This window comes from Lunatibacter salilacus (genome assembly GCF_009797935.1).
GTDB classification, from domain to species: Bacteria; Bacteroidota; Bacteroidia; order Cytophagales; family Cyclobacteriaceae; genus Lunatibacter; species Lunatibacter salilacus.
Genome location: NZ_VOLC01000001.1, coordinates 521,145 through 534,676, shown reverse-complemented (window position 1 = coordinate 534,676; position 13,532 = coordinate 521,145). Strand labels below are relative to the sequence as shown.

12 protein-coding genes are annotated in these 13,532 nt (G+C 41.9%); 9 read left to right on the top strand and 3 right to left on the bottom strand.

The window, feature by feature from the left end; all coding sequences use genetic code 11:
* Positions 1-21 precede the first annotated feature (21 nt).
* Positions 22-2,334, bottom strand: coding sequence for a penicillin-binding protein 1A (locus FQ608_RS02135; RefSeq protein ID WP_158856144.1), 2,313 nt, complete (start codon positions 2,332-2,334; stop codon positions 22-24).
* A gap of 7 nt (positions 2,335-2,341) precedes the next feature.
* Complete coding sequence (gene porW / locus FQ608_RS02130; protein ID WP_158856143.1) at positions 2,342-5,002, bottom strand: type IX secretion system periplasmic lipoprotein PorW/SprE; 2,661 nt, start codon at positions 5,000-5,002, stop codon at positions 2,342-2,344.
* A 98-nt stretch (positions 5,003-5,100) separates the two neighbouring features.
* On the opposite strand from porW, the gene FQ608_RS02125 reads away from it, so the two are divergent.
* From FQ608_RS02125 to atpG, 9 genes are all read left to right on the top strand, one after another.
* Positions 5,101-5,970: a M23 family metallopeptidase gene (locus tag FQ608_RS02125; RefSeq protein ID WP_158856142.1), complete on the top strand. Its 870-nt coding sequence runs from the start codon at positions 5,101-5,103 to the stop codon at positions 5,968-5,970.
* Between the two features lie 2 nt (positions 5,971-5,972).
* Positions 5,973-6,353, top strand: a complete 381-nt coding sequence (locus tag FQ608_RS02120; RefSeq protein ID WP_158856141.1) for a bactofilin family protein — start codon at positions 5,973-5,975, stop codon at positions 6,351-6,353.
* 15 nt (positions 6,354-6,368) lie between these two features.
* A complete protein-coding gene (locus tag FQ608_RS02115; protein WP_158856140.1) occupies positions 6,369-6,608 on the top strand; it encodes an AtpZ/AtpI family protein in 240 nt (79 codons plus the stop codon).
* Positions 6,609-7,036: 428 nt separating this feature from the next.
* Positions 7,037-8,068, top strand: a complete 1,032-nt coding sequence (atpB, locus tag FQ608_RS02110) for a F0F1 ATP synthase subunit A (protein ID WP_158856139.1) — start codon at positions 7,037-7,039, stop codon at positions 8,066-8,068.
* Between the two features lie 44 nt (positions 8,069-8,112).
* Complete coding sequence (gene atpE / locus FQ608_RS02105) at positions 8,113-8,370, top strand: ATP synthase F0 subunit C (protein WP_010854327.1); 258 nt, start codon at positions 8,113-8,115, stop codon at positions 8,368-8,370.
* 71 nt (positions 8,371-8,441) lie between these two features.
* The gene (locus tag FQ608_RS02100; protein ID WP_158856138.1) at positions 8,442-8,936 is read left to right on the top strand and encodes a F0F1 ATP synthase subunit B; all 495 of its coding nucleotides are present in this window, start codon (positions 8,442-8,444) and stop codon (positions 8,934-8,936) included.
* Between the two features lie 3 nt (positions 8,937-8,939).
* Positions 8,940-9,500 (top strand): ATP synthase F1 subunit delta, encoded by a 561-nt coding sequence (gene atpH / locus FQ608_RS02095; protein ID WP_158856137.1) that lies wholly within the window; start codon positions 8,940-8,942, stop codon positions 9,498-9,500.
* A gap of 36 nt (positions 9,501-9,536) precedes the next feature.
* A complete protein-coding gene (gene atpA, locus FQ608_RS02090; protein ID WP_158856136.1) occupies positions 9,537-11,117 on the top strand; it encodes a F0F1 ATP synthase subunit alpha in 1,581 nt (526 codons plus the stop codon).
* 51 nt (positions 11,118-11,168) lie between these two features.
* A complete protein-coding gene (gene atpG, locus FQ608_RS02085; RefSeq protein ID WP_158856135.1) occupies positions 11,169-12,044 on the top strand; it encodes an ATP synthase F1 subunit gamma in 876 nt (291 codons plus the stop codon).
* Positions 12,045-12,141: 97 nt separating this feature from the next.
* Here atpG and FQ608_RS02080 read toward each other — a convergent pair whose 3' ends face one another.
* Positions 12,142-13,476, bottom strand: coding sequence for a voltage-gated chloride channel family protein (locus FQ608_RS02080; protein WP_158856134.1), 1,335 nt, complete (start codon positions 13,474-13,476; stop codon positions 12,142-12,144).
* Between the last annotated feature and the right edge of the window lie 56 nt (positions 13,477-13,532).

The window sequence follows — 13,532 nt, the reverse complement described above, 5'->3', positions numbered from 1 at the left end:
TGATCTTACAAGCTATTGACGCTAGAAGTCTGTCGTATTCGTGTCGTATTCAAACTCGTCAAACTGGTTTCGGTCGAAATCATACATAGAACAGTCAATTTCAACGCTCAGAGGTCTTTCAGGTCTTGGGAACGGCCCTTTTGTAATTCCCAGTGATGCATCCTCATACACCTTGGCCATAAAGTTGGTCCAGATAGGCCGTGCTGTGCGGGATCCCTGCCCACTAATCCAGCTTCGGAAGTGGATAGCGCGATCATCTCCACCTACCCATACTCCACTGACCAAATCTTTGGTGACACCCATATACCAACCATCGGAAGCATTTTGGGTGGTTCCAGTTTTTCCTCCGATTTCATTTCCTTGATCTCTCAGTGCCCAGGGAACGCCCTGGCTGGTGCCACCTTCCTCTTCTGTTCCACCTCGGAGCATATACAGCATCAAGTAGGCGTGTTCTTCACTCATCGCTGGCTTCTTTTTTGGGATAAACTGGTGTAAAACATTTCCGTTTTTATCCTCAATCCGGTCTATATAGATCGGAGTAATATGCTCCCCTTTGTTGGCAAACGTGCTAAATGCACCAACCATTTCAATAATTGATACATCACTTGTGCCCAAGGCAAGTGCCGGAACCTCATCTAAATCACTCGTAATCCCCAGTCTATGGGCCGTTTCCACCACAACCCTCGGGCTGAGTTTTTTCATCATATAGGCGGTCACGGAATTGACAGACTGGGCCATAGCCTTCCGTATAGTCATCCGTTCGTATGTGAACTTATTATTCGCATTAGTTGGTCTCCAGGTAGGTTGGTTAGGAATATTAACTTCAACCGGTTGGTCAATGACCATGTAGCAAGGACCATAGCCATTCTCTATGGCTGCGGCATACACAAATGGCTTAAAGGTGGAACCTGGCTGCCTTTTACCTTGCTTTACGTGATCGTACTTGAAATGCTTGTGATTTATTCCACCAACCCACGCTTTGATGTGCCCAGTGTGTGGGTCCATAGAGACAAACCCTGCCTGAAGGAATTTTTTATAATGCCTCATAGAATCCATCGTACTCATCAAGGTATCTATTTCCCCTTGTTCCCAAGAGAAGACACGCATTTTTTTCTTTTCATTCAACTTATACTGAATTGAATCTTCATTAGACTCGTATCTCCTTTTTAGGTTCCGGTAGGCATCTGTACGTAACACCGCATTTTCTATGAAATTGGGTATGGCTCTTCCGCGGTTGTCTATCCACGGTTCCCTATTACCAACCTCTGTATCAAATTTCTTTTGCAAATCTGCCATATGATCTTGTATGGCGTCTTCAGCATACCGCTGAACCCTACTGTCTACGGTAGCATAAATCCTCAAACCATCCCCAAATAAGTCATAGGTAGATCCGTCTGGCTTGAGGTTTTCACGGGTCCATTTCAGCAAATCCGCCTTTACAACTTCCCTAAAATAGGTAGCCAAACCACGGTTGTGATTCTCCACGTTATAAATTAATTCTATGGGCAATTTTGAAATTGAGTCATACTGTATGGTTGTGATAAATTCATACTTTCTCATTTGATCCAATACAGTATTTCTTCTTCTAGTTGAATTTTCGGGGTTAAAAACGGGGCTGTAGTAGGATGGTGCTTTGAAAAGTCCAACCAAAGTCGCCGATTCCTGAATATTCAAGTCATTTGGTTCTTTGTTGAAAAAGGTCTTCGCCGCAGTCTTGATGCCGTATGCATTACTTCCAAAGTCTGAGGTGTTCAAGTACATGGTCAAAATCTCATCTTTGGTATAGGATTTTTCCAGTTGTGTGGCTACGATCCATTCCTTAGTCTTAATAATGAGCATGTTCAATCCTGGGATTTTATTTAGGAGCCCCTGCGTGTCCCGACTTCGGGTTTTAAACAAGTTCTTGGCTGTCTGCTGGCTTAGGGTGCTACCTCCACCTGCGCTTTTTTGTCGCAAGAGGATGGTTTTGATCAAAACGCGAGAAAGTCCTCTAGCATCAATCCCGGAATGTTTCTCAAAACGGATATCTTCAGTGGCGATTAGCGCGTTGATTGTGTTTTTGGATAACTCGCTGTAAGTTACTGGGCTTCTGTTTTCTCTATAATATTTACCCAACAGATAGCCGTCGCTAGAGAACAGCTCCGAAGCCAGTTCACTTTCCGGATTTTCCAGTGACTTGAATTCAGGCATTTCGCCAAATAAACCCAAGAAATTTGAGCTTACGGCTAAAATAAAAAGCAGGAAACCAACTGTTCCTACTATGAAAATTCCCCAGAGATATCGAATGATTTTGTTAAAATCAACGGAGGAGCTAGTGTTTTTTTTCTTGGCCATTTTTAGTTCAGTAAGACTCTTTATAAAAAGCCTTATATTCATCTATGTCTTTCCTTTTGTTCAACTGTTGAAAGTTTTCAATAGAAATCACAAAACTACTCATTTTTAGTTCTTCGGATAAATTTTCCGTGTTAAAACTCTTTAAAAACTCTTCCCGGTATTTTGTAGCCTTCTCCCCATTGGAAAACGGACTGATGATTACAATCGTATTTTCCCGTGTCAGGGAAATGGTTCCCGTTCTGAGGCGGTCATTGGTGAAGTTTTGTGAGTGGAAGTTTTCCAAGTCGGCTGTTAGATTTTTTGATTCCGATGCAATTCCAGGCTCAATGGCAAGTATAAATACATGCGTTTGATTTAGATTTAAACTATAAGGCGACTCTTCAGCGGGTGTTTCCGGTGTTTCATCTATTGATTCTGTACTTTCGAGCTCGCCCTCGGAGGTCCCCTCAGCTGCCATGGTATTGTCAGCTAGGGCGCCATCTTCAGTTCCTCCAAAATTTCTAAGCATATTCTTTGCCAAATACAGTAAATCCAGATCATTGACGTTTAAAATATAGGTTTCTAGGCGTTGTACAAATTCTTGTGTATTGCCGGATTTTCCAGAGATCATGATGTCCAATAGCAAAAGTCGGTCCGTGTTTTTGGAAAGTGGGTATTCGTCTAGCGTTGATCTAATTATACTCCTAGACTGGTCAAACTCATTGGATTGATAAAGTATATAGGCCTCCCGGTAGTTCCTTGAGGACTCAAAATTGGCCTGGGTACCGGACACTGACTCGGGGTTGTTTACCGACTTGGTATATTGGGAATCCGGAAATTCCTCATTTAGCAAATTAGCATAGTGAGCAGTGTTTTCATTTAACTCCTTAAATGCCAAATACATAGTATAATAAGCTTCGGGTTTTTTAATTGAATTGGGATATTGAGAAACCAGCTTTTCCAAATAGGCAATAGATTTTTGAGGTTCCTTTAGGTCAAAAAACAATAGCTTGCCTAGATTAAAATAGCCATCTTCCATTTCATCCAGCATATTTTTTATAGTGGATTCGTCTTTTGGTATTCGTTCTAGAAGTGAATTTCTATCAGGCAAAGTTGGAACTTGCCCATCAGTCTGTTCCCCTCCATCTATGGCTAGTTCAGCGGAGGGTTCAATGTTTTGTTCATCCTGCTGACCCATGGAAGATTCTTGAAAACTTTTATTACTTCTTCTCCAGTGGTCAGTCAGGTCTCTTTTACCCCATACCCTGGAGAATTCTATAGCTCCCTGTTGAATGGCGGTCGGATTATCCCAGTAAAAAGTGGAACCAGACGCCCCACCAACCGATGCAAGGAGATTTTCAAACGGTCTGCTTGATTTATTGGATTTGGCTGCTTCTGCTTCACGTAAAAGCCGGGCTTCCTCATTTTTCAAAAAATCTTCGACAAACGCTTCCTGTTCTTCCGGCGATAATTTGCTCAGGGCAATAAGGCTGTCATTTCTTTGAATCAGCTCAAAATTAAGGGCGTAATTGTCAAAGACCTCTTTCTGGGCAGCAAGGGCAGCGTAGTTTCGGTCAGTCTCCCGAAACTGCTCCATTGCCGAGTCTAAATAATATTTTGTGGTTAAGTAGTCATTATTGTCCCGAAGATAAATATCAGCCAATTTCTGGTAAATATATCCTTTCTGCCGTCGGTTTTCCGTAGGTTCTTTTGCTGCAAGCGAAAGTAAACGTATACTTTCCGGAATTTCTTCCTGTTTGTATTCAAACATGGCTTTTTCATACAATATCACATCCCGAAATTCTATATTTTTCCGGTCTTTATACAGGTCATCGTAATAGCTTCGTACCCTTCTGAAATCCTTGCTTTTTTCCAACTCGGCTACCTGTTGAGAAAACAGCTGGGCAAAGAATGTTCGCTCATAGGTAGGACTTCCTGTCACTGCCTTTTGGTAATATTCATATGCAACAGCATCCAAACCTGCACGTTGATACAATTGACCCAAAATAAAGTTTATCCTGGAAATGTCATTTTTGTTTTCGGCAAATTCAAGCGCACGGAATAGGGCCGGTGCCACCATATCCTGTTCTTTCTTGGCTTCATAGTAGTAGGCCAATGTTTTATACAACATATAGCGATTTTCATCGCTGATATAGGTCTCTTTCGATAGGAAGTCCATCACATAGACCGCATCGTCAAATTTCTCCAAATCAACAAATAGGCGGAGTAGATGAATCAGGGAAAGATGCCTGACCTCATCTTGCTTACTATTTACATTGAGGTATTTGAATGTGTTTTGAGCATCATCAAAATTTGCCATATAGTAGTCGACCTTTCCCAACAAAAAATAAGAAGGATCCACCCAATTGCTAATCCGGTGCCAATCAATTGCTTTTGAGCAAAGGGACCTGATTTCATCAAGTTCAGCCTCGCTACCTTCAATTACTGCACTATCCAGGGGGTAAAAAACTGGAAGGATTTGTGAGAAATCTTCTTCATATTCCTCCATAATCTTCCGGTCAAGTTCTTCCATTTTTTCTTTTGCCAGATAATATGCGTTGAACCTGGCCGTTGTGTTGTGGTAAAGTCTGTTCATAAAAGTATCCTTCTGGGAGGTGCAGGAAAAAACCAACACACATCCAAGCAAGTATGCAACTAATAGAATCTTTCTATTCAAAACTTTATTCATTTTCCGGTGGGACAAATTACCGCATTTAAAATAAATATGTAAATGCTTCCATTAATATTCTATTTTTGTGGAATTAAATTCAATTAATCAGATTAAAATTGAACGTAAAACAAAAATTAAACGATTGGATTGAGACCAAATTTCTTTTCGTCATTCGAAGGGAGGAGGATTTCTCTGTAATCACTTCATTTAGTATTACGAAGATAAAGATAGGTTTATTGTTATCCTTACTTTTAATGACTTCATTTGGGATTTCTTTGATGCTTTCGAAGTCTCTCTTGGCCCGTTGGTTTGATCCGGCCTACATTGAGTCGGAGAATACGGCTAAAATATATGCGCTTTCCGATGCCATCGATTCCCTGATTCTAGAAGTAGAGGCCAAGGATCTTTATGTGAAGAATATTCAGCAGATCATCTCAGGTGAAGAATTGCCAGAGGAGGCTCCCCAACCCCTCGAGGAAAACAAGCTTGAAGTAAAACGAAATGAAATCGATTTGTATAAATACAGCGAAGCCACCCTTAGCGTTGTGAGGGAATTTGAAAGTATGCCGTTGGATGAAAATAGCTTTGGAAGAATAAGTAGCAGTGCCTTTACAGACACTTACTTTTTTCCGCCGGTCAAGGGAGTGGTAGTAAGTGGATTTACGCCGTCTTCAGGTCATTTCGGCGTGGATGTCGTAGCTGCAGAGAACGAGCCCGTCAAAGCAATTGCTGAGGGCACTGTGATATTTTCCTCTTGGACGCTGGAAACAGGCTACGTGGCAGGCGTACAGCACTCCAATGAGTTGATTTCAATTTACAAGCATAATTCCGTAATATTAAAGGCTGTAGGCGACGCCGTTCGGGGTGGCGAGATTATTTCGATCATAGGAAACACAGGTGAACTCACCACCGGTCAACATCTCCACCTTGAGCTTTGGTATAAAGGCAACCCGCTTAATCCGCAAGAATTTATTACCTTTGATTAAATATGGCAAGCAGTAAAGAGGAAAAAGGAAAAACTACTGAAATGGTAACTTCCAGCAATTTGGTTGCTGCCGGTACCATCATAGTAGGGAATATTGCCACTCCCGGAAATATTCGCGTAGAAGGAAATGTGGAGGGGTCACTGGAGTCGCAGAACAAAGTTATTATTGGAGAATCTGCCCTAGTAAATGGAAATGTGTTTGCCAAGGAAGTGGAGATTTCAGGCCATGTTAAGGGAGAAATTCGCTGCTCCGAATCCCTCTTCTTGAGAAAAACGGCACTTATTATCGGGGATATTTTCACCAAAAAACTAATCATAGAGAATGGTGCGGAATTGAATGGCAAGTGCAACATGGGAAATATGGCAGAAGATTCCCTGAATTAAGCAGTTTACTAACAAATGGCTACCGAAAAGGAAAAGACTTCTGGTTACAAGACCCCCGACTATATCAGATTCATTGGGGTGGCATTTCAAATGATGGCTATTATTGCTTTAGGAACATGGATTGGATACTACTTTGATCAAAACAACTCCTGGAATTTTCCGGTCTGGTTACTTACCGGTTGCTTGCTTTCAATTGGAGTAGCCTTTTATCAGTTGTTTAAAAGTCTGCCCAAAGACAATTCAAGCTCAAAATAACGCGACCGAACTCCCATTTAATTATGACTCCTACCAAAGCCCACTTGTTGCAGTTGCTAATTGGATCAATTATGCTTGGGGGTTTAATTTACTTTCTTCAGCAGGTTTTCCCCGGCAGATGGATCCATGAAAAAATCTGGGCCATCTTTATATTTTATGTCATTCTCACTGCTCTTACTGGCGTGGTTTCCATACATTTTCTAAAAAAGGACAAATTAAATTCTGTGTCTATAATCTTAGGTAGCGCAGTTTTCAGATTGCTTGTCAGCCTAGCCTTTGTTTTAGTGGCATTATGGGGCGGGGATAAAAATATCCTTTGGTTTGTGATAAATTTCTTTACTATTTATTTGTTGTACTTATTGTTTGATATCTACAGCTTAATAACTAATTTGCGCCTTCATTTGAAATAGGCAATAATATTAATGTTGATGGTTCGCAAATTTATACGCTTAACTGCTTTATTGTCAGTAATTTTCCTGACTTTTACGGCTGGTGCTTTCGCGGCTGCCGGTGGAACTGAAGACAAGACGAGCTTCATAATGCACCATATTAAGGATTCTCATGCCTGGCACTTTGCCACAGTGGGCCATACGCATGTTACGCTGCAACTTCCGGTGATTATTTATTCGTCAGATCGAGGGTTTGAGTTTTATTCCTCAGCCAGCTTTGTAGATCCCGAAACCCACCTATTCGGTAAAGAGCACAATGGCTACTTTATCGACGAGAACGACAAGCTCAAAAGTGTAGATGAAAGCAGGTCATTCATTGACCTTTCTATTACCAAAAATGTTGCCATGCTCTTTTTGGTTCTTGCGATCACGCTATATATACTGCTATCGGCGTCCAGACATTACAAAAGCAATCCAAATAAAGCCCCGAAGGGAATCGCTTCTTTTGTGGAACCTATCGTGCTATTTGTCAGAGATGAAATTGCTCTTCCCAATATTGGGCCGAAATACAAAAAATTCACCCCCTACCTGCTTACTCTTTTTTTCTTTATTTGGATAGGTAACCTAATGGGGCTTCTGCCAGGGGCGGCAAACCTTACCGGAAATATTGCCGTGACCATCACCTTGGCTATCATTACTTTCTTTGTAACCAATTTCAACGGAAACAAAGCGTATTGGAAGCACGTGGTCGCCACCCCGGGTGTACCTCTTCCCTTGTTATTGATTATCGTCCCGGTTGAAATTATAGGATTGTTTACAAAGCCTTTTGCACTCACGGTCCGATTGTTTGTTGCGATTACCGCCGGACACATTGTGATCCTAAGTTTTATAGGGCTAATCTTTGTATTTGAATCGTATGCGGTAGGTGTGGCAAGTACGCTAATGGTCGTATTTATAAATATCATCGAATTGCTGGTAGCCACCATTCAGGCATATGTATTTACGTTGTTTTCTGCTATGTATATCGGGGCGGCGGTTGCTGACCACGGGCATGAAGAAGCGCATCATTAATAGAAGAATTTCTTTGTTCAATTTTATATAAATAAATCACACGTATGTTAACTTCATTATTATTGACTGCCGGTTTTGCACTTATGGGTGCTGGTATTGGTGCCGGAATTGTAGCGATTGGCGCAGGTCTAGGTATCGGTCGTATCGGTGGACAAGCCATGGAAGGTATTGCGCGTCAGCCTGAAGCTGCTGGAAAAATCCAGACAGCCATGTTGATCATCGCAGCACTTATTGAGGTGGTTTCTTTATTTGCAGTGGTAGTATGTCTACTTATTGCACTTAATGGCAACCTTACATTCTAAAAAAAATCAGGGATCAACGTTAGGTTGATCCCCATTTTACAGTTGAACAATCACGAAGTAAAAATATAGCTATGGATCTGATTAGTCCCGATTTAGGTTTGATTATCTGGCAAACGATTGGATTTGCCATTCTCTTTATAATCTTGGCCAAATATGCTTGGAGACCCATTCTTTCTGCCTTGGAAGAGCGGGAAGGTACCATCGAAACCGCCTTGTATGCTGCTGAAAAAGCACGCAAGGACATGGAAGGCTTGGTAGCGGAAAATGAAAAAATTCTTCAGGAAGCAAGAATCGAACGGGATGAAATTCTTAAATCAGCGAATGAATATGCTGCCAAGATTATGGAGCAAGCAAAAGACGAGGCGGCAAAACAAGGGGCAAAAATGATCCAAGATGCCAAGGCAATCATTCAGACAGAGAAAGAAGCTGCCTTAACCGATGTTAAAATTCAGGTGGCGGAAATTTCTCTTCATATTGCAGAAAAGCTTCTCCGTAAAAACTTAGCGGAAGTACCCGAACAAAAGAAATTAGTAGAAGAATTTGTAAAGGACATAAAACTCAATTAAGGGATGTCAGAATTTAGAGTTGCTTCCCGATATGCCAAATCCTTGCTAGACCTAGCCGTAGAAAAGCGTATTCTGGATGCTGTACATACGGATATGAATAGGTTTTTGGAAATTGAGCAAATCAGTTCCGATTTTGTTTCCTTGATCAAAAGTCCAATCGTCGGTTCTAATAAAAAACTTTCGGTGATTAATGCGTTGTTTGGAACCAAGACTTCGGAGCTAACACGTTCCTTTTTCAAGTTGGTTTCCCAAAAGGGTAGGGAATCCTATTTGCCCAGTATTGCAAGGGAATTTCACAAGCAATACAACCAACACATGGGGATACAGTTGGCCGAAGTGACGACTACATTTGCAATAGATGATGCACTAAGAGCTGAATTCAAAAGTATTGTCAAAGAGATATCGGGGAAAGAGAAAGTAGAGCTCAAGGAGAAAATCAACGAAAATCTTATTGGTGGGTTTGTCCTGAAAATAGACGATAAACAACTCGACGAGTCCATCAGTAGTCAGCTGAGAAAACTGAAGTTGGATTTTACCGAAAATCTCTACGAGAAAAAATATTAATTGAACATAGTAACTACTATATAATCCAATATAATAATGGCAGATGTAAGACCTGATGAAGTTTCCGCAATCCTGAAAGAACAACTTTCCGGTGCGAGAACTCATGCTGAACTGGAAGAAGTGGGTACCGTCCTACAAGTAGGTGATGGTGTTGCCCGCATCTATGGACTTTCTAAGGCGCAGGCCGGAGAATTGATAGAATTTGAGAATGGCATGAAAGCCATGGTCTTGAATTTGGAAGAAGATAATGTGGGCGCGGTATTGTTTGGTGACTCCAAAACTGTAAAAGAAGGGGATGTCGTCAAAAGAACCCGCCAAATTGCCTCCCTGAAAGTAGGCGAAGGGATGCTAAGTCGTGTAGTAGATACCTTGGGTATTCCAATTGACGGCAAAGGACCTCTTTTAGGAGAATTGTATGAAATGCCTTTGGAAAGAAAGGCTCCTGGCGTAATCTACCGTCAGCCGGTAAATGAACCCCTTCAGACGGGTATTAAGTCCATCGATGCCATGATTCCTATCGGTAGAGGACAGCGTGAATTGATCATTGGTGATCGGCAGACAGGCAAAACAGCCGTCGCTATCGATACAATCTTGAACCAAAAGGAATTTTATGAGCGTGGCGAGCCCGTATTCTGTATCTATGTAGCCATAGGACAAAAAGCTTCTACAGTGGCCAACGTAGTCGCTGCTTTGGAAAAAGGCGGCGCTTTACCATATACAGTTATCGTCAGTGCGTCTGCGGCTGATCCTGCTCCTATGCAGTTCTTTGCTCCGTTTACAGGTGCGGCTATTGGGGAATTTTTCCGGGATACCGGAAGGCCCGCTTTGGTGGTTTATGATGACCTTTCCAAGCAGGCTGTCGCATATCGCGAAGTGTCTCTTTTACTTAGAAGACCTCCGGGACGTGAAGCCTATCCGGGTGATGTTTTCTACCTTCATTCCAGATTATTGGAACGGGCTGCAAAAATCAATGCTTCGGATGATATTGCCAGGCAGATGAATGATTTACCTGAATCGATCAAACATTTGGTCAAAGGAGGTGGATCATTGACTGCGTTGCCAATTATCGAAACACAAGCCGGTGACGTTTCTGCCTACATCCCTACCAACGTAATTTCCATTACAGACGGACAGATATTCTTGGAAACCAACCTGTTCAACGCGGGAATTCGTCCTGCCATTAACGTAGGTATTTCCGTATCCCGAGTGGGTGGCAATGCTCAAATAAAAGCCATGAAAAAGGTGGCTGGTACATTGAAATTGGATCAGGCTCAATTTCGGGAATTGGAAGCTTTCTCCAAATTTGGATCTGATCTTGACCCTACAACCAAGCGAACCATTGAGCGTGGTAGAAGAAACCAAGAGATTCTAAAGCAGAAGCAGTATTCTCCAGTACCGGTAGAATTGCAAGTAGCTATAATTTACTTATCCACAAAGGGATTCCTAGACAAGATTCCAGTAGAGAATGTGAAAGCATTTGAAGGTGATTTCTATAATTTGATCAACGCCCAATATCCTGAAGCCCTTACGGCTATCAAAAAAGGAGATTTGGAAACGGCTGGAGAATTGTTAAAAAAGGCTGTTAACGAGCTGACTCCCAAATACGCAAAAGTATAATAATACTATTTTCAGGTATTAGGGAGGAATAAAACCGCATAGCAGTAAATCATGGCGAACCTTAAGGAAGTAAAAGAAAGAATAAATTCAGTCAGCTCGACACAGCAGATCACCAGGGCCATGAAAATGGTCGCTGCTGCCAAATTGAGAAAGGCCCAAGAAAAGATAATACAGATGAGGCCCTATTCCCAGAAGTTGACGGCTATACTTAATAGTATTTCTTCAGGAACAGAGGGTAGTACCGATATCGTATATGCCCAAGAAAGAGCGGCAGAGAGAATTTTAATAGTTCCTATCACATCCGATAAAGGATTATGCGGAGCTTTTAATTCTAACGTATTGAAAGCAGCCACATATGTTTTGGAAACAAAATATCTTGGAAAGCAGGTGACGGCAATGCCTATCGGAAAGAAAGCCTTGGATTTCTTCAGAAAACAGGAAATGCCATTAGTAACAGATTTTGCTTTTCTCTTTCAGGACGTTTCCTTTGACAATGTAAAGATGGCCGCTGAATATGCCATGGGAGCTTTTGAAAAGGGAGACTATGATAAAGTGGTGTTAGTATATAATGAGTTTAAAAATGTCGCTACCCAATTCGTACAGGTAGAGCAATTTTTGCCGATTGAAAAAAAGGAAATTGATTCCTCCAATACCAGTCAGGTGGACTATATTGTTGAACCTTCACGTGAATATATCATTGAGGAATTGGTTCCAAATTCCTTGAAGATTCAGTTTTACAAAGCTATTTTGGACAGCAATGCCTCTGAGCATGGTGCCCGGATGACCGCTATGGACAAAGCAACTGAAAATGCCAACGATCTACTTAAGGAGTTGAAATTGGTATATAACAGAACAAGACAGGCCGCGATTACCAATGAAATATTGGAAATCGTAGCGGGTGCTGAAGCACTTAGTAGCAGTAAATAAAGTCTTTAAAATACATTTAAACCCCCGAGATCTTAGAATTTTCGGGGGTTTTTTGATTTTCGGATGAATTGTGGAATGCATAAATGAATTGAAGTCTTTAGTCATTTCGAGTTTTATCATTCGAAGTTTTTTTATCCAGCATTCCCAGCATTTTACCCTTTGCTGATATATGTTTTCGATGCTTGGGTGACCCTATGATTTGGGAGTTGTAAATGCCAGCATGTCCGCTAAACATATATGCGACCACACAGGCAAGCCCTATATAGGTTCCTGAGGTAGCACCAAAAAGTTCGATTCCCATTAGGGTGCATGCCAAAGGAGTGTTGGTGGCACCGGAAAATACTCCAACAAACCCCATTCCTGCAAGAAGTGCTACCGGAAGTGGGATAATACCCGATAGTGCGTTGCCAAGAGTTGCTCCCGTATAAAAAAGCGGAGTGACTTCCCCGCCTTTAAATCCAGCTCCCAAGGTAAGGGAAGTCGTTCCGATTTTCACCAAAAAATCATACCACGGCAGATCTTCCGAAAAGGCATCCAATATGGTTGGAATGCCTAACCCTATATATTTGGTCGTACCAGTAAGGTATACGAATAGCGCAATTAAAATGCCACCGACTACTGGCCGAAGGGGTGGATAAGTGATTTTTTTAGTAAACAGAATTCCCCAAAAATGTATTGCTTTTGCAAATACACGTCCAGCCAGTCCAAAACAAATGCCAGCTGGCATAATCCAAAGTAGGTTTATTAAATCCAAATTGGGGATTTCAGGGATGATATAATGTGTGTGTGGAACCATCCATAAGGTAGCGCAGGTATAGTTGGCAATATATGCCGCCAAAAATGCGGGTAAGATCGACTCGTATCGGATGCGTCCAACAAGAAGCCACTCAAGCGCAAACACTGCCCCGGCCAACGGTGTACCAAATACAGAGGCAAACCCGGCAGCTACGCCCATGGTAATCAATATTTTTCGGTCTGGCGCATCGAATCGAAACCATTTTGTGAATTGGTCTGCTATGGCACCTCCCATCTGTACGGCGGTTCCTTCACGTCCGGCGGAACCACCCACCAAGTGGGTCATGACTGTCCCGAAAAGGACTAAAGGTGCCATACGAAGGGGAATTACTTTAAGGGGATTGTAAAACTCCTCTAGAAGCTGGTTGTTTCCTTTTACTACGGATTCCCCAAATCGGTGATAGGCCCAGCCTATAAGGAATCCCCCTAAAGGCAATAGGGCAATGATCCACAAGTTGTTTTCCCGAAAGTCCGTGGCCCAGGTTAAAGAAATGAGAAAGATGGCAGAAGCAGATCCGGCAAGCATTCCTACAATTATAGCCATAACCAGCCATTTTGCAGTGAACAACAAACTTGGAGCAAATTCGGCATTTAAGAATTTATTCAGCTTAAGTGCAGTAGAAATCCTCTTCAACATAAATAAAGCATTAGTTAGGAATAAAAATACACGGGCCCATTCCGTTTGTATTGGCC

Bases quoted from the DNA above. Each gene is read 5' to 3' on its own strand.
- FQ608_RS02100 (WP_158856138.1), top strand. From the start codon at position 8,442: ATGGATCTGATTAGTCCCGATTTAGGTTTGATTATCTGGCAAACGATT.
- atpH (WP_158856137.1), top strand. From the start codon at position 8,940: ATGTCAGAATTTAGAGTTGCTTCCCGATATGCCAAATCCTTGCTAGAC.
- FQ608_RS02080 (WP_158856134.1), bottom strand. From the start codon at position 13,476: ATGTTGAAGAGGATTTCTACTGCACTTAAGCTGAATAAATTCTTAAAT.
- FQ608_RS02115 (WP_158856140.1), top strand. From the start codon at position 6,369: ATGGCTACCGAAAAGGAAAAGACTTCTGGTTACAAGACCCCCGACTAT.
- atpA (WP_158856136.1), top strand. From the start codon at position 9,537: ATGGCAGATGTAAGACCTGATGAAGTTTCCGCAATCCTGAAAGAACAA.
- porW (WP_158856143.1), bottom strand. From the start codon at position 5,002: ATGAATAAAGTTTTGAATAGAAAGATTCTATTAGTTGCATACTTGCTT.
- atpG (WP_158856135.1), top strand. From the start codon at position 11,169: ATGGCGAACCTTAAGGAAGTAAAAGAAAGAATAAATTCAGTCAGCTCG.
- atpE (WP_010854327.1), top strand. From the start codon at position 8,113: ATGTTAACTTCATTATTATTGACTGCCGGTTTTGCACTTATGGGTGCT.
- FQ608_RS02120 (WP_158856141.1), top strand. From the start codon at position 5,973: ATGGCAAGCAGTAAAGAGGAAAAAGGAAAAACTACTGAAATGGTAACT.
- atpB (WP_158856139.1), top strand. From the start codon at position 7,037: ATGGTTCGCAAATTTATACGCTTAACTGCTTTATTGTCAGTAATTTTC.
- FQ608_RS02135 (WP_158856144.1), bottom strand. From the start codon at position 2,334: ATGGCCAAGAAAAAAAACACTAGCTCCTCCGTTGATTTTAACAAAATC.